Origin of the sequence: Pseudomonas capeferrum, assembly GCF_013523055.1 — a bacterium.
In the GTDB taxonomy this organism is placed as follows: Bacteria; Pseudomonadota; Gammaproteobacteria; order Pseudomonadales; family Pseudomonadaceae; genus Aquipseudomonas; species Aquipseudomonas capeferrum_A.
On sequence record NZ_JAAMQM010000008.1, the window covers coordinates 159,382 to 182,350 of the forward strand.

The 22,969-nt window shown below is 62.7% G+C and carries 25 protein-coding genes and 1 pseudogene; 10 read left to right on the plus strand and 16 right to left on the minus strand.

Annotation, left to right across the window (positions count from 1 at the left end; all coding sequences use genetic code 11):
- Window positions 1-66: 66 nt before the first annotated feature.
- From rsmD to G7009_RS11225, 3 genes and pseudogenes are all read right to left on the minus strand, one after another.
- Window positions 67-657, minus strand: a complete 591-nt coding sequence (gene rsmD / locus G7009_RS11215) for a 16S rRNA (guanine(966)-N(2))-methyltransferase RsmD (protein WP_181130139.1) — start codon at window positions 655-657, stop codon at window positions 67-69.
- A pseudogene (locus tag G7009_RS11220) lies at window positions 657-2,009 on the minus strand (M16 family metallopeptidase); the annotation flags it as partial. The gene rsmD and the pseudogene G7009_RS11220, both read right to left, overlap by 1 nt.
- A gap of 125 nt (window positions 2,010-2,134) precedes the next feature.
- Complete coding sequence (locus tag G7009_RS11225; RefSeq protein ID WP_181130141.1) at window positions 2,135-3,487, minus strand: M16 family metallopeptidase; 1,353 nt, start codon at window positions 3,485-3,487, stop codon at window positions 2,135-2,137.
- A gap of 229 nt (window positions 3,488-3,716) precedes the next feature.
- On the opposite strand from G7009_RS11225, the gene ftsY reads away from it, so the two are divergent.
- The 4 genes from ftsY to rpoH all read left to right on the plus strand — a co-directional run bounded on the left by ftsY (window position 3,717) and on the right by rpoH (window position 7,965).
- The gene (gene ftsY, locus G7009_RS11230; RefSeq protein WP_181130142.1) at window positions 3,717-5,315 is read left to right on the plus strand and encodes a signal recognition particle-docking protein FtsY; all 1,599 of its coding nucleotides are present in this window, start codon (window positions 3,717-3,719) and stop codon (window positions 5,313-5,315) included.
- Window positions 5,312-5,983 carry a cell division ATP-binding protein FtsE gene (ftsE, locus tag G7009_RS11235; protein ID WP_181130143.1) on the plus strand — a complete coding sequence of 224 codons (672 nt, stop codon included), beginning with the start codon at window positions 5,312-5,314 and terminating at the stop codon, window positions 5,981-5,983. Before ftsY ends, ftsE begins: the two co-directional genes overlap by 4 nt.
- Window positions 5,980-7,008 (plus strand): permease-like cell division protein FtsX, encoded by a 1,029-nt coding sequence (gene ftsX, locus G7009_RS11240; protein WP_181130144.1) that lies wholly within the window; start codon window positions 5,980-5,982, stop codon window positions 7,006-7,008. The genes ftsE and ftsX overlap by 4 nt, the downstream gene beginning before the upstream one ends.
- Window positions 7,009-7,110: 102 nt before the next feature.
- The gene (gene rpoH, locus G7009_RS11245; RefSeq protein ID WP_181130145.1) at window positions 7,111-7,965 is read left to right on the plus strand and encodes an RNA polymerase sigma factor RpoH; all 855 of its coding nucleotides are present in this window, start codon (window positions 7,111-7,113) and stop codon (window positions 7,963-7,965) included.
- Between the two features lie 344 nt (window positions 7,966-8,309).
- Here rpoH and mtgA read toward each other — a convergent pair whose 3' ends face one another.
- Entirely contained in the window at window positions 8,310-9,020 is a 711-nt protein-coding gene (gene mtgA / locus G7009_RS11250; protein WP_181130210.1) for a monofunctional biosynthetic peptidoglycan transglycosylase, read from the minus strand.
- A 64-nt stretch (window positions 9,021-9,084) separates the two neighbouring features.
- On the opposite strand from mtgA, the gene G7009_RS11255 reads away from it, so the two are divergent.
- From G7009_RS11255 to trmB, 4 genes are all read left to right on the plus strand, one after another.
- Window positions 9,085-9,456: a DUF423 domain-containing protein gene (locus G7009_RS11255; RefSeq protein WP_181130146.1), complete on the plus strand. Its 372-nt coding sequence runs from the start codon at window positions 9,085-9,087 to the stop codon at window positions 9,454-9,456.
- Between the two features lie 102 nt (window positions 9,457-9,558).
- Window positions 9,559-9,759, plus strand: coding sequence for a sulfur carrier protein ThiS (thiS, locus tag G7009_RS11260; RefSeq protein WP_181130147.1), 201 nt, complete (start codon window positions 9,559-9,561; stop codon window positions 9,757-9,759).
- Between the two features lie 49 nt (window positions 9,760-9,808).
- Entirely contained in the window at window positions 9,809-10,603 is a 795-nt protein-coding gene (locus G7009_RS11265; protein ID WP_181130148.1) for a thiazole synthase, read from the plus strand.
- Between the two features lie 9 nt (window positions 10,604-10,612).
- Complete coding sequence (trmB, locus tag G7009_RS11270) at window positions 10,613-11,335, plus strand: tRNA (guanosine(46)-N7)-methyltransferase TrmB (protein ID WP_181130149.1); 723 nt, start codon at window positions 10,613-10,615, stop codon at window positions 11,333-11,335.
- 170 nt (window positions 11,336-11,505) lie between these two features.
- Here the strand turns inward: trmB and G7009_RS11275 are convergent, their stop codons facing one another.
- From G7009_RS11275 to G7009_RS11315, 9 genes are all read right to left on the minus strand, one after another.
- Window positions 11,506-11,832: a DUF3392 family protein gene (locus G7009_RS11275; protein WP_181130150.1), complete on the minus strand. Its 327-nt coding sequence runs from the start codon at window positions 11,830-11,832 to the stop codon at window positions 11,506-11,508.
- 9 nt (window positions 11,833-11,841) lie between these two features.
- Window positions 11,842-13,047, minus strand: coding sequence for a radical SAM family heme chaperone HemW (gene hemW, locus G7009_RS11280; RefSeq protein ID WP_181130151.1), 1,206 nt, complete (start codon window positions 13,045-13,047; stop codon window positions 11,842-11,844).
- Complete coding sequence (rdgB, locus tag G7009_RS11285) at window positions 13,047-13,640, minus strand: RdgB/HAM1 family non-canonical purine NTP pyrophosphatase (RefSeq protein ID WP_181130152.1); 594 nt, start codon at window positions 13,638-13,640, stop codon at window positions 13,047-13,049. The genes hemW and rdgB overlap by 1 nt, the downstream gene beginning before the upstream one ends.
- Window positions 13,637-14,068, minus strand: a complete 432-nt coding sequence (locus G7009_RS11290) for a DUF4426 domain-containing protein (protein ID WP_181130153.1) — start codon at window positions 14,066-14,068, stop codon at window positions 13,637-13,639. The genes rdgB and G7009_RS11290 overlap by 4 nt, the downstream gene beginning before the upstream one ends.
- 23 nt (window positions 14,069-14,091) lie before the next feature.
- A complete protein-coding gene (gene metW, locus G7009_RS11295) occupies window positions 14,092-14,712 on the minus strand; it encodes a methionine biosynthesis protein MetW (RefSeq protein ID WP_181130154.1) in 621 nt (206 codons plus the stop codon).
- A gap of 7 nt (window positions 14,713-14,719) precedes the next feature.
- The gene (gene metX / locus G7009_RS11300) at window positions 14,720-15,859 is read right to left on the minus strand and encodes a homoserine O-succinyltransferase MetX (protein ID WP_181130155.1); all 1,140 of its coding nucleotides are present in this window, start codon (window positions 15,857-15,859) and stop codon (window positions 14,720-14,722) included.
- Window positions 15,860-15,949: 90 nt separating this feature from the next.
- Window positions 15,950-16,540, minus strand: coding sequence for a YggT family protein (locus G7009_RS11305; protein ID WP_181130156.1), 591 nt, complete (start codon window positions 16,538-16,540; stop codon window positions 15,950-15,952).
- 10 nt (window positions 16,541-16,550) lie between these two features.
- Window positions 16,551-17,369, minus strand: coding sequence for a pyrroline-5-carboxylate reductase (gene proC / locus G7009_RS11310; RefSeq protein ID WP_181130157.1), 819 nt, complete (start codon window positions 17,367-17,369; stop codon window positions 16,551-16,553).
- A gap of 38 nt (window positions 17,370-17,407) precedes the next feature.
- Window positions 17,408-18,094, minus strand: coding sequence for a YggS family pyridoxal phosphate-dependent enzyme (locus tag G7009_RS11315; RefSeq protein ID WP_181130158.1), 687 nt, complete (start codon window positions 18,092-18,094; stop codon window positions 17,408-17,410).
- A 65-nt stretch (window positions 18,095-18,159) separates the two neighbouring features.
- Here G7009_RS11315 and G7009_RS11320 point away from each other — a divergent pair, with 65 nt between their 5' ends.
- Window positions 18,160-19,176, plus strand: a complete 1,017-nt coding sequence (locus G7009_RS11320; RefSeq protein WP_181130159.1) for a type IV pilus twitching motility protein PilT — start codon at window positions 18,160-18,162, stop codon at window positions 19,174-19,176.
- A gap of 49 nt (window positions 19,177-19,225) precedes the next feature.
- On the opposite strand, the gene G7009_RS11325 is transcribed toward G7009_RS11320, so the two are convergent.
- Complete coding sequence (locus G7009_RS11325; protein WP_181130160.1) at window positions 19,226-19,855, minus strand: C40 family peptidase; 630 nt, start codon at window positions 19,853-19,855, stop codon at window positions 19,226-19,228.
- 168 nt (window positions 19,856-20,023) lie between these two features.
- Between G7009_RS11325 and G7009_RS11330 the strand changes: the two genes are divergently transcribed.
- Window positions 20,024-20,443, plus strand: coding sequence for an NINE protein (locus G7009_RS11330; protein WP_181130161.1), 420 nt, complete (start codon window positions 20,024-20,026; stop codon window positions 20,441-20,443).
- A gap of 42 nt (window positions 20,444-20,485) precedes the next feature.
- On the opposite strand, the gene G7009_RS11335 is transcribed toward G7009_RS11330, so the two are convergent.
- Window positions 20,486-21,181, minus strand: a complete 696-nt coding sequence (locus tag G7009_RS11335; protein WP_181130162.1) for an SPOR domain-containing protein — start codon at window positions 21,179-21,181, stop codon at window positions 20,486-20,488.
- A 1-nt stretch (window position 21,182) separates the two neighbouring features.
- Window positions 21,183-22,919 carry an arginine--tRNA ligase gene (argS, locus tag G7009_RS11340; RefSeq protein ID WP_181130163.1) on the minus strand — a complete coding sequence of 579 codons (1,737 nt, stop codon included), beginning with the start codon at window positions 22,917-22,919 and terminating at the stop codon, window positions 21,183-21,185.
- Window positions 22,920-22,969: the final 50 nt, after the last annotated feature.

Here is a 22,969-nt window from a genome sequence, read left to right on the forward strand (position 1 = left end):
TGGAGTTTCAGGAACAGCAACGGCCCGCGTGCGTTAGATATGTACGCGAGCCGATGTGACGCTTTCTCAGCCGCGCTGCCAGAGCGCGTAATAGACCTGGCCGGTCTTCTTCTCCCGATGCAGGCGCCAGTTACCAGGCATCTGCAGGGTGGACGGAGCTGCTTCGCTCTCGGTATAGATCCAGGCGTTGTCACGCAGCCACTGCCGCTCTTCCAGCAGGTTGCTGGTAGCGGCGAGCATGTCCTGGTTGAACGGCGGATCGAGGAACACCAGATCGAACTGCTGTTTTACCTCGCCCTGCAGGTAGCGCAGGGTGTCGTTCTGCAATACCTGCCCGCGCGGGCAGCGCAGCACCTCAAGGTTGTGCCTGAGGTTGGCGATGGCGGCCGGGTTGCTGTCCAGGGCCACGGCTTCGGCGGCTCCACGAGACAAGGCCTCGAGGAAAAGCGCGCCGCTGCCGGTGAAGGCATCGAGCACGTGGGCGCCCTCGATATGCGGCGCCAGCCAGTTGAACAGGGTTTCACGAACCCGGTCCGGGGTAGGGCGCAGGCCCTGGCCTTCGGGAACCCCCAGGCGCCGGCTGCGCCATTCACCAGCGATGATGCGCAAATGGCCCTGGCCCTGGCTGGCCCCGGCGGGTTTGGTTGGCTTGGCCATTAATGCTCCGGTACGCCAAGCGGTTGCTCGGCGAGTTTGTCTGTTGGCGCAGGCAGCGGCTTTTGCGGCACTTTCGGGCCGGCGGTAACGATCACCAGCTTGTCTGCGGCCAGATGCTTGTTCAGCGCCGCCTTGACCTGATCGACCGTCAGGCTCTGGGACTGCTGCATGAAGTCCTCGAGCCAGGTCAGCGGCAGATCGTAGAAGCCGATGGCGCCCAGTTGGCCGACGATGCTTGAGTTGCTGGCATTGGACAGCGGGAAGCTCCCGGCCAGTTCGCGCTTGGCATCGTCCAGCTCTTGCTGGGTCGGGCCGGTCTTGAGGTAGTCGGCCAGTATATCCTGAACCAGCTTCAGGGTTCCTTCGCTCAGCTCGGCGCGAGTCTGCAGGTTGATCATGAACGGACCGCGAACTTGCATCGGGCTGAATGCCGAGTAGACGCCGTAGGTCAGGCCACGTTTCTCGCGGACCTCGGTCATCAGACGCGTACCGAAGGCGCCGCCGCCGAGGATCTGGTTGCCCATCGACAGGGCAGGCCAGTCCGGATCGTTACGGTCGATGCCAAGCTCGGCGAGCATCAGGTGCGTCTGCTTGGAAGGGAAGTCGATGTGCGTGATACCGGGCTTGGGTGCTTCAGGCTGTTGCGGCTTGGACAGCGCCGGGCCCTTGGGGAGGGCGGCACTGACCTGCGCGGCCACTGCCTGCGCCTCGTCGCGGCTCAGGTCGCCGACCAGGGCGATGACCGCATTGCCGGCGGTATAGGCGCGGGCATGGAAGGCACGCAACTGCTCAAGGCTGATCGGTGCGATGCTCTGGGCGGTGCCGTCGCTTGGATGAGCGTAAGGGTGATTGCCATAGAGATTGGCGAACAGAGCCTTGCCGGCCAGCTTGCCGGGGTTCTGTTTCTCGTACTCGAAGCCTGCCAGCACCTGGTTCTTGATGCGTTTGAGGGCATCTTCCGGGAAGGTCGGTCTGCCCACCACCTCGGCGAACAGCTTCAGCGCCGGCTCACGCTTGTCGGCAGCGCTGAGGCTGCGCAGCGTGGCCACCGCCATGTCCCGGTAGGAGCCATTGCCAAAGTCCGCCCCCAGGCCTTCGAAGCCCTGGGCGATCGCCGTGACATCCTTGCCGGCCACACCCTCGTTGAGCATGGCATTGGTCAGGGTCGCCAGGCCTGGCGTGTCGCCATCCTGGCTGCTGCCGGCGGCGAAGGTCACGCGCAGATCGAACATGGGCAGTTCGCGCGCTTCGACGAACAGCACGCGAGCTCCTTCGGCGGTATTCCAGCTCTGGATGTTCAGTTGGCGACGGCTCGGTGCCTTGCCGTCCAGCTCGGCCAGCGATTGCAGGGTATTGGTCTGGCGGGCCGCACTGTTTTCAGCCTTGGTATCGGCCTGTGCCGGGGAAAAAGCCATGGCCAGGGCCATCAGGATGATGCCCGAGCCCGGCAGGGTGTAGCGGGAAGCGCTGCGATTACTCATTGGGCGGAGTCCTCGGGCAATACATGGGCAACGCTCAGGCGTTCGCGGGTGAAGTAGGTCCGTGCGGCTTCCTGAATGTCCTGCGGCGTCACCTGCTTGAGTTCATCGAGCTCGCTGTCGATGAGCTTCCAGGACAGGCCCACGGTTTCCAGCTGACCGATGGTCGTGGCCTGGCTGCTGATCGAGTCGCGATCGTAGACCAGGCCGGCGATCACTTGTGCACGCACGCGCTCCAGTTCCTCGGCGCTCGGCGCAGTGGTCTTGAGTTCGTCGAGCAGTTGCCAGATGCCTTTTTCGACGTCGTCGAGGGACTTCTGCTTCTGCACGTTCGGTGTGGCGGAGACCAGGAACAGGCTGTCGCCGCGTGTAAAGGCGTCGTAGCTGGTCGAGGCGCCCGCGACCAGCTCCTGGCCGCGTTCCAGGCGTGCCGGCATGCGCGCGCTGTAGCCGCCGTCGAGCAGGGCCGAGATCAGGCGCAGGGCATGCACGCTACGAGGTTTCTCGGCGGTTGCCAGGCCAGGGACGTTGAAGCCGTAGATCAGGCTGGGCAGTTGGGTACGCACATGCAGGGTAAGCTTGCGCTGGCCCGGCTCGGCCAGTTCGAGCGGCAGCTTGGCGGGCGGCACGGCGCGTTTCGGGATGGCACCGAAGTACTTTTGCGCCAGGCCTTTGATCTCGTCGGCCGTGACATCGCCGACTACCACCAGGGTGGCGTTGTTCGGTGCGTACCAGGATTCGTACCAGTGACGCAGTTCCTCGACCTTCATGCGGTCGAGGTCGGCCATCCAGCCAATGGTCGGGGTGTGGTAGCCACTGGCCGGGTAGGCCATGGCCCGGAACAGCTCGAAAGCCTTGGCGTTGGGCTGATCGTCGGTACGCAGGCGACGCTCTTCCTTGATGACTTCGATCTCGCGGCTGAACTCGTCGGCTGGCAGGCGCAGGCTCGCCAGGCGATCGGCTTCCAGCTCGAGGGCGACCGGCAGCCGATCGCGAGCCAGGACCTGATAGTAGGCGGTGTAGTCATCGCTGGTGAAGGCGTTTTCTTCGGCGCCGAGGTCGCGCAGGATGCGTGATGCCTCGCCAGGACCGATCTTCGCGCTACCCTTGAACATCATGTGTTCGAGCGCGTGCGAAAGGCCGGTCTGGCCGGGGGTCTCATAGCTCGAGCCGACCTTGTACCAGATCTGCGAGACGACTACCGGTGCCCGATGGTCTTCGCGCACGACGACCTTGAGGCCGTTGTCGAGGATGAATTCGTGGGTGGGTTGCGGATCGGCGGCCAAGGCCGCAAGCGGCAGACAGAGCGTGCTGAGCAACAGGCCAGCGGCGCGGCGGGCTAGAGCATTCATACGTTGTATAACCTGTAGGACGGCCTGCAGGGTTTAGCGTCGGCAGGCCAGGAGGTGCTAGGATACTGATCCGGTTGCCTGGCGACCATGCCTGTCGCCGTTCTGGCCCGCAGGCCCCACGACAAAATGTTGCGCATGAACCAGCCGGATTCAAAATAGTCTGTTCTGCGTTGAAAGAATTCCCGATGCGCCGCTGAGGCGCATCGCTAGCCTGAGATAGCCGTCTCCCATGTTTGGTTCCAACGACGACAAGAAAGCGCCGGCCGAGGCTGGCGAGAAGAAAGGCCTGTTCAGCTGGTTTCGCAAGAAGCCGCAGCAGCCTGCTCCCGAGCAACCACAAGCGCCTGAACCGGTAGCACCACAGGCCCCGGTCGACGCGCCGGAGTCTGCACCTGCGGTACCGGCCAGCGAAGCGCCACACATAGCGCCGCAGCCAACACCTGCGGCCCCTGTCAGCGAGGCCCCGCAGGCCGCATCCGCCCCGGAGTCAATGCCTGCCGCGCCTGTCGACGAAGCCTTGCCAGCCGTTCCGGTCCAGCCGCGTCCCGCTCAAGCACCGGCGACATTCGGGCCCGAAGCACCGCCAGTGCCTGCCGTCGTACCCGTGGCGCCACCAGCCCAGCCTGCGGTGCCAGTCGTCGAGACTGATGTCCAGGCGAAGCCGGAACCACTGCCTGTACCTATCAGCAACCTGGTCCTGCCAGTCGCGGAAGAGCCGGTGGCCCTGGTGGCGGATCTCGAACCGCACGCGCCCCCCGTCATCCCTCCACGCCCGGTCGAGACGCCTGCATCCGCGGCCATCGAGACCAAGCCGTCGCCGGAACCCGCCGCCGAACCGACCCTGGCCCTCGCTCCGGTCCCGGCGGAGCCTGTCGCCGCGCCCACCGAGCAAGGCAAGCCAGGCTTCTTCGCGCGCCTCAAACAGGGGCTGAACAAGACCAGTGCCAGCATTGGCGAGGGCATGGCCAGCCTGTTCCTCGGCAAGAAGATCATCGACGACGATCTGCTCGAAGAGATCGAAACCCGCTTGCTGACCGCCGACGTCGGCGTGGAAGCCACGTCGATCATCGTCCAGAACCTGACCCAGAAGGTCGCGCGCAAGCAGTTGGCCGATGCCGATGCGCTTTACAAGTCACTGCAAGGCGAGCTCGCCGACCTGCTGCGTCCGGTCGAGCAGCCGTTGCGCATCCAGTCCCAGGCCAAGCCTTTCGTCATCCTCGTGGTCGGCGTCAACGGCGCGGGCAAGACCACCACCATCGGCAAGCTGGCCAAGAAACTGCAGCTCGAAGGCAAGAAAGTCATGCTGGCCGCGGGCGATACCTTCCGCGCCGCCGCGGTCGAGCAGTTGCAGGTCTGGGGCGAGCGTAACCGAATCCCGGTCATCGCCCAGCACACCGGCGCCGACTCGGCCTCGGTGATCTTCGATGCCGTGCAGGCCGCCAAGGCCCGTGGTGTCGATGTGCTGATCGCCGATACCGCCGGTCGCCTGCATACCAAGGACAACCTCATGGAGGAGCTGAAAAAGGTCCGCCGCGTCATTGGCAAGCTTGACGCCGATGCGCCGCACGAGGTGCTCCTGGTGCTGGATGCCGGCACCGGTCAGAACGCCATCAACCAGGCCAAGCATTTCAACCAGAGCGTCGCGCTGACGGGTCTTGCCCTGACCAAGCTGGATGGCACTGCCAAGGGTGGGGTGATCTTCGCCCTGGCCAAGCAGTTCGGCCTGCCGATTCGCTTCATCGGCGTCGGCGAAGGGATCGACGATCTGCGCACCTTCGAGGCCGAGCCGTTCGTCAAGGCCTTGTTCGCCGAGCGGGAGCATCCATGATTCGCTTCGAACAGGTTGCCAAGCGCTATCCCAATGGCCATGTCGGCCTGCATGAGTTGAGTTTCCGGGCGCGCCGGGGCGAGTTCCTGTTCGTGACCGGCCACTCGGGGGCCGGCAAAAGCACCTTGTTGCGGCTGCTGCTGGCCATGGAACGTCCTACCAGTGGCAAGTTGCTGTTGGCGGGACAGGACCTGGGCCAGATCAACAATGCCCAGATTCCGTTCCTGCGACGCCAGATCGGCGTGGTCTTCCAGAACCACCAGCTGCTGTTCGACCGGACCGTGTTCAACAACATCGCCTTGCCGTTGCAGATCCTCGGTCTGTCCAAGGCCGAGATCGCCAAGCGCGTCGATTCGGCATTGGAGCGCGTGGCGCTGGTCGACAAGGCCCAGCTGTTCCCAGGGGATCTGTCCACTGGGCAACAACAGCGCGTGGGCATCGCGCGCGCCATTGTCCATCAGCCGGCACTGCTGCTGGCCGACGAACCCACCGGTAACCTCGACCCTCGTCTGGCGGCCGAGATCATGGGGGTGTTCGAGGATATCAACCGCCTGGGTACCACGGTATTGATCGCCAGCCACGACCTGGCGCTGATCGCGCGCATGCGCCACCGCATGCTCACCTTGCAGCGCGGTCGATTGATCGGCGACGGGGAGGCTGGCCAATGAGCACGACACGTAGTCCCAAGGTATCCGAACGGGTAGCCCCGAAGGGTGCCGATCCCAAGCCTGGGAAGAACAAGCGCGGCGCGAGCGACGACGATGGTCCTGACTTTCGCACCTTGATGCACGCCTGGCTGGAAAGTCATCGGGCCAGCCTGCTGGACAGCTTGCGTCGCCTGGGCAAGCAGCCGATCGGCAGCCTCTTCACCTGCCTGGTCATGGCCGTGGCGCTGAGCATGCCCATGGGTCTGTCCCTGCTGCTGAAGAATGTGGAGCGCTTGGGCGGATCCTGGCAGCGCGCCGCGCAGATATCGTTGTACCTCAAGCTCGATGCCGGCACTCGCGAAGGCGAAGCGCTGCGCGACGAGATCAAGGGCATGCCTGGCGTCAGCGAGGCCGAGTACATCAGCCGCGAGCAGGCACTGGAGGAATTCCAGCAACAGTCCGGCCTGGGCGAGGCCTTGCGTGAGCTTCCCGACAATCCGTTGCCGGGCGTGGTGGTAGTGACGCCTTCGGAAGTCGACAAGCCCGCGTTGGAAGCTCTTCGCCAGCGCCTGGCGGAACTGCCTCGGGTCGAAGTGGCACAGTTGGACCTGGTCTGGGTGGAGCGCCTGGCGGCGATCCTCAAGCTCGGTGATCGCTTTGTCTTCGGCATGGCCGTATTGCTCATCTCGGCCTTGCTACTGGTGATCGGCAATACCATTCGTCTACATATCGAGAACCGGCGTACCGAGATCGAGGTCATCAAGTTGGTGGGCGGTACCGACAGCTATGTGCGTAGGCCGTTCCTCTATATGGGAGCGCTCTATGGCCTGGGGGCTGGCGTTCTGGCCTGGGGCATCCTGGCCTTTTCGATGAGTTGGCTTAATGACGCGGTGGTCGGGCTGTCCGGGCTTTACGGAAGTGATTTCGCCCTCGCGGGTGTACCAGGGTCGGATGGTGTTTCACTCTTGATTGGTGCAGTCTTGTTAGGGTATATCGGTGCATGGATCGCGGTAGCCCGCCACTTGAGTGAACTGGCGCCTCGATAATGTTTTTTGGCCATCATTGACGTAGACGGAACTTGTAAAAGGGTTTTCGGTCAATGGTGGCAGTGCCTGAGGGCACGAGTTCAGTAAGTCGGAGGTTCTTGAATGACCACATCGTTGCAACCTGCCTATGCCTTGGTACCCGGTGCGAACCTGGAAGCCTACGTGCACACGGTCAACAGCATTCCCCTGCTGACGGCCGAGCAGGAGCGTGATCTGGGCGAGCGTCTCTACTATGAGCAGGATCTCGAGGCCGCTCGCCAAATGGTAATGGCCCACCTGCGTTTCGTCGTACATATCGCACGTAGCTATGCCGGCTACGGACTGGCCCAGGCCGACCTGATCCAGGAAGGCAATGTCGGGCTGATGAAGGCGGTCAAGCGTTTCAACCCGGAAATGGGTGTGCGCCTGGTGTCCTTCGCTGTGCACTGGATCAAGGCGGAAATCCACGAATTCATCCTGCGCAACTGGCGCATCGTCAAGGTGGCTACCACCAAGGCCCAGCGCAAGCTGTTCTTCAACCTGCGCAGCCAGAAGAAGCGTCTTGCCTGGCTGAGCAATGACGAAGTGCATCGCGTGGCCGAGAGCCTGGGCGTCGAACCGCGTGAAGTGCGCGAGATGGAGAGCCGTCTGAGTGGCCAGGACATGGCCTTCGATCCGGCTACCGAGGCCGATGACGACAGCGCTTTCCAGTCTCCGGCTCACTACCTTGAGGATCATCGCTACGATCCGGCCATGCAGCTCGAGGATGCCGACTGGAGCGACAACTCCACCAGCAACCTGCATGTTGCCCTGCAGGGCCTGGACGATCGCAGCCGCGACATTCTCTACCAGCGCTGGTTGGCCGAAGAAAAGGCCACCCTGCATGAGCTGGCGGATAAGTACAGCGTCTCGGCCGAGCGGATTCGCCAGCTGGAAAAGAACGCGATGAACAAGGTCAAGGCATTGATCGCCGCCTGATCTGAAACCGCATCGAAAACTTCCAGCAGTGCCGAATGCCAGTCAGTGAATCTGACTGGCATTCGATTTTCAATGCTAAGCATCTTCGACTTCTAAATCCTTCTGTGAAGCTGCCGGCCCATCGCGGGACAAGCCCGCTCGCCACTTGGCTCTGGATGCACCGGTGTGAGTGCCACAAAACCAGTGGCGAGCGGGCTTGTCCCGCGATAGGGCCGGCAGCTTCACAGAAAATCTCGCAACCCTACGATGAGTTGAAAATCCAAACAACGAATGTTGTTTCTTGACGGACTGGCACTACGGCAGTGCCGAAGCTTTTTTATCCACAGATTTACGCAAGAGCCGTCTCATGGCCCACGCGCGGCCTCCAGCTGCATCAGGTACTCAGGCCCGCCCAGCTGGCGCATCTGTACGCGGATCCAGCTGGCGCGATTGGCCACGTAGGCGCTGGGCCGATTGGCGCTCCACTTGATCGGGCTGGGCAAAACGGCCGCCAACTGGCTGGCCTGCTGACGCGACAGGCGACTGGCGTCGATACCGAAGTGATGCTGCGCCGCGGCCTGGGCACCGAATATGCCTTCGCCCCATTCGGCACTGTTGAGGTATACCTCGAGGATCCGCTCCTTGCTCCAGAACAGCTCGATCAGTGCGGTGAACCAGGCTTCAAGCCCTTTGCGGAACCAGCTGCGATCGGACCAGAGGAACAGGTTCTTGGCCACTTGTTGCGTCAGCGTACTGGCTCCTCTGAGCCTGCCGCCGCGTTCGTTGTTGGCAAGGGCAGCCTGGATGGCCGGCACGTCGAACCCCCAGTGACTGGCGAACTTCTGGTCTTCCCCTGCAATGACCGCCACCTTGAGCTCATCGGAAATACGCTCCCAAGGCTCCCAGTCACGCTGCAGGTCGATCGGCTTGCCATCGAGCCAGGATTGCACCTTGCGCTCGACCATCAGAGCGGTACCGGGCGGTGGTATCCAGCGTAGCGCCAGAACCAGCACGATACTGCCGGCGGCGAACCAGAGCAGAGCGCGGACAACATGGCGAATGATGGATGACAGCATGGCGATAGCTTGGCCGGACCGATGGAACGGGCCATTATACAGACCCGTTTCGAGGAGTCGTCCCATGCTTCGCAGCTTCCTGATGCTTGCCGCGTTTTTCGCTTTCACCGGTGTCGCCCTGGGCGCTTTCGCTGCCCACGGACTCAAGGGGCGCCTGACTGCCGACTACCTGGCGATATTCCACACCGGGGTTACCTACCAGCTTGTGCACGCGTTGGCCCTGTTCGGTGTCGCCGTATTGTCCGTGCACCTGCCCGGACGGTTGATCGGCTGGGCGGGCGGCTTGTTCGTTCTTGGCATCCTGCTGTTCTCCGGCAGCTTGTACATGCTGACGCTCAGCGGCTTGGGCAAGCTCGGCATCATTACGCCGTTTGGCGGTCTGTGCTTCCTCGGCGGCTGGCTGTGCCTGGGATTGGCCGCGTGGCGTCTGGGCTGACCAGCCGGTCCGGTATCGGGACGAATGGCGCGGGTCGCCCTTGGGTTTGGGCCATGAACGGGGCTAGAATGCGACCCCCAAAGAACGATGGTGGCCGTGTGCATGCGCATTCAACTGAACGGTGAACCTTACGAACTGCCCGCTGGCGAGACAGTCGCGACCCTGCTGGGCCGACTGGACCTGCTCGGACGCCGGGTGGCGGTGGAACTCAACCTGGATATCGTGCCGCGTAGCCAGCACGAGAGCACCCAGCTGAAAGAAGACGATCAGGTCGAAGTCGTTCACGCCATCGGCGGCGGCTGAGGTCAGGTGATTCACCTGCAAGTCCTTCAATCTTTCCAGAGGATCAACGATGAGCAACGTTCGTAGCGACAAGCCCTTTACCCTGGCCGGACGCACTTTCCAGTCCCGTCTGCTGGTGGGTACCGGCAAGTACCGTGACATGGACGAGACCCGTCAGGCCATCGAAGCGTCAGGCGCCGAAATCGTCACCGTTGCCGTGCGCCGCACCAATATCGGCCAGAATCCGGGCGAGCCGAACCTGCTCGACGTGCTGCCGCCAGACCGTTACACCATCCTGCCGAATACCGCCGGTTGCTATGACGCGGTCGAAGCCGTGCGTACCTGTCGCCTGGCGCGTGAGCTGCTCGACGGCCACAACCTGGTGAAGCTGGAAGTCCTGGCCGACCAGAAAACCCTGTTCCCCAACGTAATCGAGACCCTCAAGGCCGCCGAAGTGCTGGTCAAGGATGGTTTCGACGTGATGGTCTACACCAGCGATGACCCGATCATCGCGCGCCAGCTGGCCGAAGTCGGCTGCATCGCGGTCATGCCTCTGGCGGGTCTGATCGGTACCGGCCTGGGTATCTGCAACCCCTACAACCTGCAGATCATCCTCGAGGAGTCCAAGGTGCCGGTACTGGTCGATGCCGGTGTGGGTACCGCTTCCGACGCCACCATCGCCATGGAAATGGGCTGCGAAGCCGTGCTGATGAACTCGGCCATTGCCCATGCGCAGCAACCGGTGATGATGGCCGAGGCCATGAAGCACGCCATCGTCGCGGGACGTTTGGCCTATCTGGCCGGTCGCATGCCGAAGAAACTCTATGCCAGCGCCTCTTCGCCGCTGGAAGGTCTGATCAAGTAAGAGCCCCTGATGACTGAATCGCAAGACACGCCGATTACCACCGACGGCGAAGCGCGCCCCCAGCGCCGCATCAAGAGTTTCGTAATGCGCGCCGGACGCATGACCGAAGGCCAGCAACGCGGTCTGGATCAGGGCGGCCCCCTGTTCATTCTGCCTCTGGCCGACGGCTCGGTGGACTACGACCAGGTATTCGGCCGCTCGGCGCCGCGTACCTTGGAGATTGGTTTCGGCATGGGCCATTCCCTGCTGGAAATGGCCGCTGCTGCCCCCGAGCAGGACTTCATCGGTGTCGAAGTGCATCGGCCGGGTGTCGGAGCGCTGCTTAACGGCGTGCTGACACAAGGGCTGAAGAACCTGCGGGTCTACGATTGTGACGCGATCGAAGTGCTGAACCGTTGCGTGGCCGACAACAGCCTCGATCGGCTGATGCTGTTCTTCCCCGATCCCTGGCACAAGGCTCGCCACCACAAGCGGCGCATCGTCCAGGCGGGCTTCGCCGAGCTGGTGCGCAGCAAGCTCAAGGTGGGTGGGGTATTCCATATGGCGACCGACTGGGAGCCCTATGCCGAATACATGCTGGAGGTGATGAAGGTCGCTCCGGGTTATCGCAACCTGGCGGCGGACGGCACTTACGTGCCTCGCCCCGAAGAGCGGCCGATCACCAAGTTCGAACGCCGTGGCGAGCGACTCGGGCACGGGGTTTGGGACCTCAAGTTCGAAAAGCTGGACTGATCCGAGGCGGCAGGGCCCCATGTCCGCCGCCGCTGGCTTGCCTGCGCAAGGACGCGGGCGGCTTCAGCGGATTTGCAGGCAGGCGCGCAATCAACGGGCGCCTGTACCGCTTGCGCAGCGGGCTTGGGCGTCGGGCGTGGAGCCACTGGCGCGCTCGGTCACCAAGACGCTTAGCCCCGCCGATCCGCCACCACGCCGATCAACACCAGAACCACCAGCAGCACCGGCGCGAGGGCATAGTTGCCGAACTGGCTCAACCCCTTGACTACCCACGGGGTCGCATAGATCAACGCGGCGCCGCTGCCGATCATCACCAGCAATGCCATGAACGGCACTCTCAAGGCTCCTGCCAGGCCGCCCAGACGCTGTTCTACCCAAGCCTTGATATCGGTACCGAACAGCACCAACAGGCAGCCCACCAGAGCCAGCGAGATTTCCGACAGATTGCCGCGGCTCCAACGGGAAACCGTTGCGAGCAGGTCAAGTACCATGTCCATGGGTCATCCTTAGGTCAAGAAATACTGCAGCAGGTCATTGAGGAACAGTTGTCCGCGTGGCGTGGCCACCAGTCGATCGGATTCGACCTGTAGAAGTCCTTTTTGTTCTGCCTCGCGCCGCGCCGCGGCCAGTCGCTCCAGAGGCAAACCGGTGCGGCGTGTGAATTGCGCGGCCTCCACGCCCTCGGTCAGGCGCAATGCATTCATCAGAAACTCGAACGGCAACTCATCGGGCGTCAGCAGTTTCTCACCGGCCTTGTAGGGCTTGGCCAGGTTCAGGTAGTCCTTGGGCAGACGGGTCTTCCAGGTGCGCAGGATACGCCCATCGGGATGACTGAGCTTGCCATGGGCCCCGGCGCCGATGCCGATGAAATCACCAAAGCTCCAGTAGTTCAGGTTGTGCCGGGCGGCACGGCCCGGTAGAGCGTAGGCCGAAACCTCGTACTGCTTGAACCCATGCGCGGCCATCAGGGTTTGGCCGGCCTCCTGGATATCCCAGAGGATATCGTCCTCGGGCAGCTCCGGTGGCTGGTTCCAGAACACCGTATTGGGCTCCACGGTCAACTGGTACCAGGACAGGTGCATCGGCCCCAGATCGATGGCTTGGCGCAGGTCACCCAGGGCCTCGTCCAGCGACTGATCCGGCAGGCCATGCATGAGGTCAAGGTTGAAGTTGTCGAAGCCGGCGGCGCGCGCCATGTCGGCGGCCCGCACTGCCTCGTCCCCGTTGTGAATGCGGCCCAGGGCTTCGAGCTTGGCCTGCTGGAAGCTCTGCACGCCGATGGACAGGCGATTGATCCCCAACTGCCGGTAGGCCTTGAACTTGTCCTGCTCGAAGGTGCCTGGATTGGCCTCCAGGGTGATTTCGATATCCGGGCTGAACGGGATGCGCTGTTCCACGCCCTTTAGCAGACGACCCAGGGCATGGGTACTGAACAGGCTTGGCGTGCCGCCACCGAAGAAAATCGAACTCAGCGGCCGGCCATATACATTGGCCAGTTCCTGGTCGAGGTCGGCGAGCAACGAGCTGACATACGCCTCCTCGGGCAGGTCAGGTCCGGCGGCGTGAGAGTTGAAATCGCAATACGGGCATTTGCGCACGCACCATGGGATATGGATGTACAGCGCCAGCGGCGGCAGCTCGGTCAGTATCACCGGCGTTACCAGGCCAGCCACACCGGAGTGGCCTGGCAAGGCATCAGGTTTTTCAGTCATTACAGGCCCAGGCGCTGACGCAGGATGGCCATGGCGCGGGCACGGTGGCTGATCTGGTTCTTTTCCGAAGGCCCCAGGTCGGCACTGGAGCAGCTGCGCTCCGGCACCCAGAACAGCGGATCGTAGCCGAAGCCATGTTCCCCGCTGGCCTGGAGCAGGATCCGCCCATGCCAGAGGCCTTCGCAGAGAATCGGCAGCGGATCGTCGGCATGACGCACCAGGGCCAACACACAGACGAACTGCGCGCCACGTTGCGCCTCGGGGACATCCTTGAGCGCCTCGAGCAGCTTGGCGTTGTTCGCCGCATCGCCCTTGCCATCGGCATAGCGTGCCGAATAGATGCCTGGTGCGCCGCCCAGGTAGTCGACGGCCAGGCCCGAATCGTCGGCCAAGGCCGGCAGGCCGGAAATGCGCGCGGCGTTGCGCGCCTTGAGAATGGCGTTCTCGACGAAGGACAGACCGGTTTCCTCGGGCTCCACTTCACTGAATTCACCGATCGAACGCAGGTGCACGGACTCACCGAGCATGGCCTGGAGTTCCTTGAGCTTGCCGGCGTTGTGGCTGGCTAAAACGAGTTGCTGGAATTCTTTCATTTGCCTGGGAACACTTCCTGGTTGAAGCTGAATGTGTGGCTGGCGCCGCCGGTTTCGACCTTGAGATCGAATACCAGGGTTTCTGGCTGTTCGATCTTGAACTGGGCAAGGTAATAGACCGTGCCCTGGCCGGTCATCTGCCTGAATGACAAGGGGCCGCCATGCCCGGTGAGATCCTTGATCGTACCGCTGACCGTCGCTACCTCGGGCTTGCCGCGCTTGAGCACGGTAATGTTGAGCACGCCCTGGTTGCGGCTGCGGATCAGACCGTTGGCGGCGGCCACCTGCGGTTGCAGCATGCTGGACGTGAATGCGCTGTAGTGTACCGTCACATCGCCGAAGACTTCCTTGCGCTCGGGACGGGCGGCATCGGCGGCCAGCGCTGGCAGCGCCAGGCACAGGCTCAACAGGAAAGCGAGTCCACGCATATTGCAGTTCCTCCGGTTGGCGTTCAGATCGCGACCTGATGCTCCTGCAGGGCCGGGCTGCTGACACGATAGATGCCGATCTCCCCCAACAGGTTAGGCCATAGCCGCCCGCCCCACCCATTGCGGTGCAGGCGGTCGACGGCCAGACGATCCAGCACCTTGGCACGCCGTTCGTGGCATAGCGCCTCGAAGTCCTCGAAGGTGCAGAAGTGGATGTTCGGCGTGTTGTACCAGGTGTAGGGCATGAAGTCCGACACCGGCATGCGACCTTTGCTCGCCAGGTACCAACGGCAGCGCCAGTGGCCGAAATTGGGGAAGGTGATGATGCACTGGCGACCGACGCGCAGCATCTCGTCGAGGATGCGGTCGGGATACTCCACGGCCTGCAAGGCCTGGGTCATGACCACTACATCGAAACTGTCGCTGGCGAAGTTGCCCAGGCCTTTGTCCAGGTCCTGCTCGATGACGTTGACGCCTTTGTCGATACAGGCGGCGATGTTGTCAGCGTCGATTTCCAGGCCATAGCCGGTGACCTGCTTGCGGTCACGCAGCGAGGCCAGCAATTCGCCACTGCCGCAACCGAGGTCGAGCACCCGGCTACCGGCGGGGATCCACTCGTGGATGATTTCCAGATCGGCTCTCATGCTGTCCTCAGATGGCGATGCGGTTCATGTAGTTCGAGAAGCCCTGGGTGTAGCGAGGCGTCGGGATCAAAAAGGCGTCGTGTCCGTGCGGCGCATCGATTTCCAGGTAACAGACGTTCTTGCGGGCGGCCATCAGGGCGTTGACGATCTCGCGCGAACGGGCCGGCGAGAAGCGCCAGTCGGTGCTGAAGGACATCAGGCAGAAATCGGCCTTGACCTGTGCCAGCGTGGCGGCCAGATCGCCCCCATGCGCGGCTGCCGGATCGAAGTAGTCCAGGGCCTTGGTCATCAACAGGTAGGTATTGGCATCGAACCGTCCCGAGAACTCTTCGCCTTGATAGCGCAGATAGCTCTCTACCTGGAACTCTACACTGTGGAAATCGTAGTTGAGCTGGTCGCTCTTGAGCTCGCGGCCGAATTTCTCGCCCATCGAGTCATCGGACAGGTAGGTGATGTGGCCTACCATGCGGGCCAGCATCAGGCCGCGCTTGGGGATCACGCCGCGGTCCTGGAACGAACCACCGTGAAACTCGGGATCGGTGAGAATGGCCTGGCGAGCCACTTCGTTGAACGCGATGTTCTGCGCGGAGAGCTTCGGGGCCGAGGCAATGTCGACGCAATGGCGTACACGGTCAGGATAGGTGATGGTCCACTGCAGCGCCTGCATACCGCCCAGGCTGCCACCGACCACGGCAGCCCATTGCTCGATGCCGAGCCGGTCGGCCAGGCGTGCCTGGCTGTGTACCCAGTCTTCCACCGTCAGGACCGGGAAGTCGGCGCCATAGGGCTTGCCGATGACCGGATTGACGCTGCTGGGGCCGGTGCTGCCGTTGCAGCCGCCGAGGTTGTTCAGGCTGACCACGAAGAAACGGTTGGTATCGATCGGCTTGCCTGGACCGATGCAGCTGTCCCACCAGCCGGGCTTGCGGTCGTCGGGGCTGTGATAGCCGGCGGCGTGATGGTGCCCGGACAACGCATGGCAGATCAGTACGCCATTGGTGGCGGTACTGTTGAGGGTGCCATAGGTTTCGTAGATCAGCTCGTAGGAAGCCAGGGAACGGCCGCACGCCAGTGCCAACGGCTCGTCGAATCGAGCCAGTTGCGGTGTTACCAGACCGACGGAATCTTCGGGAAAGACAGTGGACATCGACCCTGCTCACGCGTGAAAGAGGCGTAAGTCTAAAGACCGCTATCCCCAGCGGCAAGCTGCAGCTCGCCGCTGGGGATAATGGCTGGATCAGATCATCCGCCACAGTTCCTGTGGCATGCCGGCATAGGCAGCCAGCGGAGGCATGACGAACGACTGGATCACCTGAATCGCCAGGAAGGCGAAGATGGGCGAAATGTCCATGCCGCCCAGATTGGGGACGATCTTGCGAAACGGCGCAAGAACCGGTTCGCTGATCTGGTAGGCCAGCTCGGCGGCCGGATTGTGGCTGTTGGGTGCGATCCACGAGACGATCACCATGACGATCATCGCGACCCAGAAGATCTTCAGGAACAGCGAAGTCACCCCGATGATCGCCCACATCAGCAGATGCAGAACATCCCCGAAGGTGCCATAGGTCACCATCAGCACGAACGCCATCAGCAGTGCCTGGATGATGATCGACAGCAGCAATGACGAAGTGTCCAGACCGCCGACGCTTGGCACGATACGGCGGATCGGCTTGAGCAGTGGCTGCGTGGCGCGTACGGCGAACTGGCACAGCGGGTTGTAGAAGTCGGCCTTGACCAGTTGCAGCACGAAGCGCAACAGGACGATCACCAGGTAGAGGCTGACCAGGGTCTGCACCACGAAGATCGCGGCGCCGGAAAGTGCATTCATCTGGAGCTCCTTATTTGCCCAATTGTTCTGCCAGCTCGGCCGATCGCCGCGCGGCGGCTTCCAGCGCCTGTTCTACCAGGGCCTCGAAGCCGTTGCTCTGGAACGACTTGATCGCCGCTTCCGTGGTGCCGGCCGGTGAAGTGACGCGACGACGCAGCTCGGCTGCATCCACATCGCTGGCGGCGGCCATGTGCGCGGCGCCCAGGGCCGTCTGCAAGGTCAGCTGCGATGCCGTTTCAGGCGACAGGCCAAGCTTGACACCGGCGGCAGTCATGGCTTCGATCATCAGGAAGAAATACGCCGGACCGCTGCCCGACACCGCAGTGACGGCATCGAGTTGCTGTTCCTGTTCGAGCCACAAGGCAATGCCGACAGCCGATAGCAGTTGCTCGGCCTGCTCGCGCTGACGCGCGGAGACCTCGGCGGTCGCATACAGGCCGCTGACGCCCTTGCGCAAAAGCGATGGGGTGTTGGGCATGCAGCGCACGATAGGCTGGGCACCGAGCCAGGCGTTCATGCTGGCGCAAGTGATGCCGGCGGCGATCGAGACGATCAGTTGGCCGGACTCGAGATTCGGTCGCAGGGCCACGCATACCGCCTTCATGACCTGCGGCTTCACGGCCAGGACGATTACGTCGGCACCTTCGATGGCCTGGGCGTTATCTTCAAAGACTTCTATACCGTGCTCGGCGCCGAGCCGGGTGCGGGTCTCGGCGCCCGGATCGCTGGCGCGGATCTGCGAGGCTTCCAGGCCTTGGGCACGCAGGCCACCGATCAAGCTGGCGGCCATGTTGCCGGCACCGATAAAGGCAATACGCGTGTTGCTCATGTCAGGTCCTTGAGAGAAAGAGTAAGTGAAGCATGGGGTCAGGCGGGGCCGTAATCGCGCGCCCCGAAAAGAGCGGTACCGATACGTACCCAGGTCGCCCCCTGGGAAATCGCGGCTTCGAGGTCATGGCTCATGCCCATGGACAGGGTGTCCAGATCCAGGCCAAGGTCTTGTTGCAGTTGGCGCACGCTGGCGAAGGCCGCTTCCTGGGCCGCACGGTCATCGGTCGGCTCGGGGATGGCCATCAGCCCCCGCAATCGCAAGCCGGGAAGGGCGCTCACGGCCCGGGCGAGCGCTGGCAGGTCCTGCGGGTCACAACCGGACTTGCTGGCTTCGCCACTGACGTTCACTTGCAGACAGATATTCAGCGGTGCCAGACCGGCAGGGCGCTGCTCGGAGAGCCGTTGAGCGATCTTCAGGCGATCCACGGAATGTACCCAGTCGAAATGTTCGGCGATTGCACGGGTCTTGTTCGACTGAATGGGGCCGATGAAGTGCCAGATCAAGGGCAGATCGGATAATTCCCGTTGCTTGCCCAAGGCTTCCTGAAGATAGTTCTCGCCCACGTCACGCACGCCCGCGGCGTAGGCTTCACGCACTGCCTGGGACGGCTTGGTCTTGCTCACCGCCAGCAGGCGGACGCTTGCCGGATCGCGTCCGACGGCGTTCGCGGCGTGGGCGATGCGTGCGTCAAGAAGGGAAATATTGTCTGCTATGGTGGACATTGATCGCTGCCGACGGCTCTGGGGTCTGCGGCATTCTACCTGCTTGATGGCCTTTGGGGAGTCTCATGGACGTGACTGAACTCTTGGCCCGAGCGGTCGCTGCTGGGGCTTCGGACCTGCACCTGAACGCCGGGGAAGTACCGTTGCTGCGGCAGGATGGCGAGCTGCGGCGGATGGACCTCGCCGTCACATCGCCTGTCGTCTTGCGCGCAGGCCTGCTGGCGCTGCTTGGCGAAGCGCGTATCGCCCGGCTAGAGGCGAGGGAAGAGCTGGACCTGGCCCTTGACCTGCCCGCGGTCGGTCGCGTTCGCCTCAACCTGTTCCTGCAGCTCAATGGCCCGGCCGCGGCCTTTCGCCTGATCCCTTCGCAAGTCCCGACGCTGGAAGCATTGGACCTGACAGAAGTGTTTCGACCTGTTGCGCAGTGGACCGATGGGCTGGTCCTGGTAGGTGGCCCGACCGGCAGCGGCAAGACAAGTACGCTCGCCGCCCTTGTCGATCAACTCAATCGCGAGCGATCAGCGCACATCATTACCCTGGAAGACCCCATCGAAGTCATCCACAGGGGGCGGCGAAGTCTCGTCAATCAGCGCGAGATCGGCCGCCATAGCCTCGATTTCGCACAAGGGCTGCGCAGCGCCCTGCGCCAGGACCCGGATGTGATCATGATCGGCGAGTTACGTGATCTGGAGACGGTTCGCCTGGCCTTGCGGGCGGCGGAAACCGGGCACCTGGTACTGGCAACGGTGCATACCCGTTCGGCGGTGAACAGCATCGATCGTTTGGTCGAGGTCTTCGCGGCACCGGAAAAGCCCCTGATCAGAGCGATGCTCGCCGAGTCGTTACGAATGGTCGTGGCCCAGGTACTGGTCAAGCGCAGGGGTGGCGGCCGGGTTGCCGCGCGTGAAGTGCTGGTGGCTACACCGGCAGTGAGGAACCTGATTCGCGAGGGGCGCGGGGCGCAACTCTATTCGGTCATGCAGAGCGGAGCAGCGGCTGGCATGCAGACCATGGAGGCGGCGCTCGGCAAACTGATAGCGCGGCGGCTGATCGAGCCTGGTCAGGCTCGTGAGCGGGCATGAGGGGATATTTTTCGAGGGCGGTCGGAAACGGCACCGCCCCGAGGGCCAATCAACGATTGGCCACGCGCAACCCGGTGTTCTGCTCTTTGGGCAGCACGCGTTTGGCGACGACGTAGTGCTTGTTCCAGTAAGGTTTTTTCAGGCTGTCGATCGAGACGTTCTTGCCGCGCCGTGGCGCGTGAATGAAGCGATCGTTGCCCAGGTAGATGGCCACGTGATTGACTCGGCGGCTCTTGATATTGAAGAACAACAGGTCACCAGGCTTGAGATCGCCCCGCGCCACTTTGACGCCGTGCCCTTGAGCCATGGCGCTGGAGGTGCGCGGCAGGTTCACGTGCGCTACGTCGTTGAACGCGTACTTGACCAGCCCGCTGCAATCGAAACCCTTGCTCGGGCTGCTGCCGCCCCAACGGTAGGGCGTACCGAGGACATTCACGGCACGACTGAGCACCGAGCTGCTTTGCTTGGCTGCATTGGACGCGGTAGCCAGGCTCGGCGACTTGGCAGCATTCGCTGGTCGCGCGCGCAAGGTGCCGTAATGGATCGGCGCACGAGCGACTTTGGCGCTCGCCGATGGCGTGGTAAAGCCGTTGGGAAGACGTTGCTCACGGTTGGTGGCGTGGGCGGCCAGGGGTAATAATAGGCAGAGGGTCAGCCATGTCTTGAATAAAGGTGGCATAGGCGAAGCTCTTATTAGTTGACTATAGGTGTCGGCGCGCAACTTTATAACAGCTTTTTGATCAATTTATGATCCGCTGGTCGATTGCAGAGGGCCATACGTCGGCTTCATTGAGAAAAGTCACATTTTCTCTTATACATTTTTTTCTCAAACCCGAGAGGGGTATGGATGAATAGTTATCAACAGGGTGCTTCCGCCCATGACACTCACAGCAAGGTGCTGGGCTATCTGCTCTGGATCTTCGGCTTCACCGGCTCGCATCGCTTCTACTATGGCAAGCCGATCACCGGAACCATCTGGTTCTTCACCCTGGGCCTGCTCGGCATTGGCTGGCTGATTGACCTGTTTCTGATCCCATCGATGGATCGCCAGGCGGACATGCGCTTCCAGCCGGGCCGTGTCGACTACAACCTGGCCTGGGTGCTCCTGACTTTCCTGGGGATCTTCGGGGTACACCGGCTCTATCAGGGCAAATGGATCAGTGCACTGATCTACCTGTGTACCGGTGGTCTGTTCCTGGTGGGAGTGCTGTACGACTTCTGGACCTTGAATGGTCAGATTTCGCGGGTCAACGCCGAGCGGCGTTGAAGACAAGGGCCCTGGCGCTGCGTCGCGCCAAGGCCCGTTGGCTTACTGGCGGGTCTGGCGCTGCTGCAACAGCAGATTGGCGAATCCGGCGCTGGCCAGTTGCTTCTGGGCAACCGTCAGCTGCTCGCGGTTGCTGAACGGACCGACCAGCACGCGATACCAGGTTTCCTCTTTCACCGTTCCCGATTCTACCTTGACCGACTGGCCGAGCAGGATGATCTGCGCGCGCACTTTGTCGGCATCGGCCTGCTTGCGGAACGAGCCGGCCTGAAGGAAGTACTGGGTAGTCGCCGCAGGCTTGATCACCGGCGGCGCCGGTGGGGGTGTCTGGCCCAGCAAGGCGGCCTGCGCTCGCGCGGTATCGATCTTGGCCGCTTCGGTCGGGGTTACCGGGGTGACCGGCTGGGCCGGGACCGGTGGCGTTTTCTCCGGCACCGCCTCGGTAGGCACGATGACCTCGGATTCGGGCAGCAGGGTATAGAAGTCGTACTTCGGCTTGACTGGCTGTTGCGGAGACGGCGGCGTCTTGCTGGCCTCGGCGATCTTCTCCTGCTTCTGCTGTTCGGCCGTGGTGCGCTTGATGTCACCGCTGCCCGGTTCCAGCTTCATCAGGAAAACGATGAAAGCACCAACGGTCAGCCCGACCGCCAGCCATACCCAGCCAGGGATCGGCTGCTTGGCCGGAGCCTGCTGGCGGCTGGCGCCGCGCTTGGGGGCGGGTTTCTTCTTGGCGGCCAACTTACATGCGCTCCAGGGTTTCCAGGCCCAGCAGCTCCAGGCCTTGCTTGAGGGTGCGACCGGTCAGGGCGGCCAGGCACAGACGGCTCTGCTGTTGCTCCTGGGTCTCGGCGGCGATGATCGGGCAGTGCTCGTAGAAGCTCGAGAACAGTCCGGCGATGTCGTACAGATAGCTGCACAGCACATGCGGCGTGCCCTTTTCGGCAACGTTGTTGAGTACTTCGCCGAATTGCGCCAGGCGCGCGGCCAGGTCCTGCTCGTGAGGGGCCTGCAGGACGATCTCGCCGACCACTTCGTCGAAGCCCTTGCCCAGCTTGCGCAATACGCTCGCCACGCGGGTATACGCATACAGCAGGTAGGGCGCGGTGTTGCCGTCGAAGTTGAGCATCAGCTCGAAGTTGAAGCTGTAGTCGCTGGTGCGGTGCTTGGACAGGTCGGCGTACTTCACCGCGCCGATGCCGACGACCTCGGCAATGTTGCGCAGCTCGTCTTCGGCAAGGGTCGGGTTCTTCTCCTTGACCAAGATGTAGGCGCGGTCCTTGGCTTCATTAAGCAGGTCGACCAGCTTGACGGTGCCACCATCACGGGTCTTGAACGGGCGGCCATCGGCGCCGTTCATGGTGCCGAAGCCCATGTGCTCCATGTGCATCGGATGACCGACGAACCCGGCGCGGCGGGCTACCTCGAAGACCTGGTTGAAGTGCAGCGCCTGGCGCTGGTCGACGAAGTACAGGGCACGGTCGGCCTTGAGCACGTTGCTGCGATAGCGCACGGCCGCCAGATCGGTGGTGGCGTACAGGTAGCCGCCGTCGGCCTTCTGCACGATGACTGGCAGTGGCTCGCCTTCGGCGTTCTTGAACTCATCGAGGAACACGCACTGCGCACCTTGGCTTTCGACCAGCAGGCCCTGAGCCTTCAGGTCGGCGATCACGCTGGCCAGATCGTCGTTATAGGCACTTTCGCCCATTACGTCGGCCATGGTCAGCTTGACGTTGAGCAGCTCATAGGTTTTCTGGCAGTGCGACAGGGAAATGTCCTTGAAGTGCGTCCACAGCGCCAGGCATTCGGGGTCGCCGGTCTGCAGCTTGACGACCAGGCCACGGGCGCGGGTGGCGAACTCCTCGGATTCGTCGAAACGCTTCTTCGCCGCGCGGTAGAAGTTCTCGAGATCGGACAGCTCGTCGCTGGTGATCGGGTTTTCCTGGAGGTACGCCATCAGCATGCCGAACTGCGTGCCCCAGTCACCTACGTGATTCTGGCGAATCACTTCGTCACCAAGGAACTCCAGGACGCGCGCCACGCTGTCACCGATGATGGTCGAGCGCAGGTGGCCGACGTGCATCTCCTTGGCGAGGTTCGGCGCGGACAGGTCCACGACCACTTTCTCCGGCGCGCCGGCCTTGCGTACGCCGAGATGATCGTCCGCCAAGGCTGCTTCCAGGCGATTGGCCAAGGCCTGGGTATTCTGGAAGAAGTTCAGGAAGCCCGGGCCCGCGATTTCGACCTTGCTGACATCGGAGCTGGCCGGCAGCGCGGCGATCAGCTTGTCGGCCAGGTCGCGCGGCTTCATGCCGGCGGGCTTGGCCAGCATCATGGCAATGTTGCTGGCGAAGTCGCCATGGGTCTTGTCGCGGGCGTTTTCCACCTGGATCGCCGGCGTCAGCCCTTCAGGCAGCACACCGTCGGCGACGAGTTGGGTGAGGGCTTGCTGGATCAGCTGGCGAATGGTGTCTTTCATGTGGCTTCTCTTTCGACCGCAAGCGCGGCGGCGCTTCGATGCGCAGGTGG

Bases quoted from the DNA above. Each gene is read 5' to 3' on its own strand.
- rsmD (WP_181130139.1), bottom strand. From the start codon at position 657: ATGGCCAAGCCAACCAAACCCGCCGGGGCCAGCCAGGGCCAGGGCCAT.
- G7009_RS11225 (WP_181130141.1), bottom strand. From the start codon at position 3,487: ATGAATGCTCTAGCCCGCCGCGCCGCTGGCCTGTTGCTCAGCACGCTC.
- ftsY (WP_181130142.1), top strand. From the start codon at position 3,717: ATGTTTGGTTCCAACGACGACAAGAAAGCGCCGGCCGAGGCTGGCGAG.
- ftsE (WP_181130143.1), top strand. From the start codon at position 5,312: ATGATTCGCTTCGAACAGGTTGCCAAGCGCTATCCCAATGGCCATGTC.
- ftsX (WP_181130144.1), top strand. From the start codon at position 5,980: ATGAGCACGACACGTAGTCCCAAGGTATCCGAACGGGTAGCCCCGAAG.
- rpoH (WP_181130145.1), top strand. From the start codon at position 7,111: ATGACCACATCGTTGCAACCTGCCTATGCCTTGGTACCCGGTGCGAAC.
- mtgA (WP_181130210.1), bottom strand. From the start codon at position 9,020: ATGCTGTCATCCATCATTCGCCATGTTGTCCGCGCTCTGCTCTGGTTC.
- G7009_RS11255 (WP_181130146.1), top strand. From the start codon at position 9,085: ATGCTTCGCAGCTTCCTGATGCTTGCCGCGTTTTTCGCTTTCACCGGT.
- thiS (WP_181130147.1), top strand. From the start codon at position 9,559: ATGCGCATTCAACTGAACGGTGAACCTTACGAACTGCCCGCTGGCGAG.
- G7009_RS11265 (WP_181130148.1), top strand. From the start codon at position 9,809: ATGAGCAACGTTCGTAGCGACAAGCCCTTTACCCTGGCCGGACGCACT.
- trmB (WP_181130149.1), top strand. From the start codon at position 10,613: ATGACTGAATCGCAAGACACGCCGATTACCACCGACGGCGAAGCGCGC.
- G7009_RS11275 (WP_181130150.1), bottom strand. From the start codon at position 11,832: ATGGACATGGTACTTGACCTGCTCGCAACGGTTTCCCGTTGGAGCCGC.
- hemW (WP_181130151.1), bottom strand. From the start codon at position 13,047: ATGACTGAAAAACCTGATGCCTTGCCAGGCCACTCCGGTGTGGCTGGC.
- rdgB (WP_181130152.1), bottom strand. From the start codon at position 13,640: ATGAAAGAATTCCAGCAACTCGTTTTAGCCAGCCACAACGCCGGCAAG.
- G7009_RS11290 (WP_181130153.1), bottom strand. From the start codon at position 14,068: ATGCGTGGACTCGCTTTCCTGTTGAGCCTGTGCCTGGCGCTGCCAGCG.
- metW (WP_181130154.1), bottom strand. From the start codon at position 14,712: ATGAGAGCCGATCTGGAAATCATCCACGAGTGGATCCCCGCCGGTAGC.
- metX (WP_181130155.1), bottom strand. From the start codon at position 15,859: ATGTCCACTGTCTTTCCCGAAGATTCCGTCGGTCTGGTAACACCGCAA.
- G7009_RS11305 (WP_181130156.1), bottom strand. From the start codon at position 16,540: ATGAATGCACTTTCCGGCGCCGCGATCTTCGTGGTGCAGACCCTGGTC.
- proC (WP_181130157.1), bottom strand. From the start codon at position 17,369: ATGAGCAACACGCGTATTGCCTTTATCGGTGCCGGCAACATGGCCGCC.
- G7009_RS11315 (WP_181130158.1), bottom strand. From the start codon at position 18,094: ATGTCCACCATAGCAGACAATATTTCCCTTCTTGACGCACGCATCGCC.
- G7009_RS11320 (WP_181130159.1), top strand. From the start codon at position 18,160: ATGGACGTGACTGAACTCTTGGCCCGAGCGGTCGCTGCTGGGGCTTCG.
- G7009_RS11325 (WP_181130160.1), bottom strand. From the start codon at position 19,855: ATGCCACCTTTATTCAAGACATGGCTGACCCTCTGCCTATTATTACCC.
- G7009_RS11330 (WP_181130161.1), top strand. From the start codon at position 20,024: ATGAATAGTTATCAACAGGGTGCTTCCGCCCATGACACTCACAGCAAG.
- argS (WP_181130163.1), bottom strand. From the start codon at position 22,919: ATGAAAGACACCATTCGCCAGCTGATCCAGCAAGCCCTCACCCAACTC.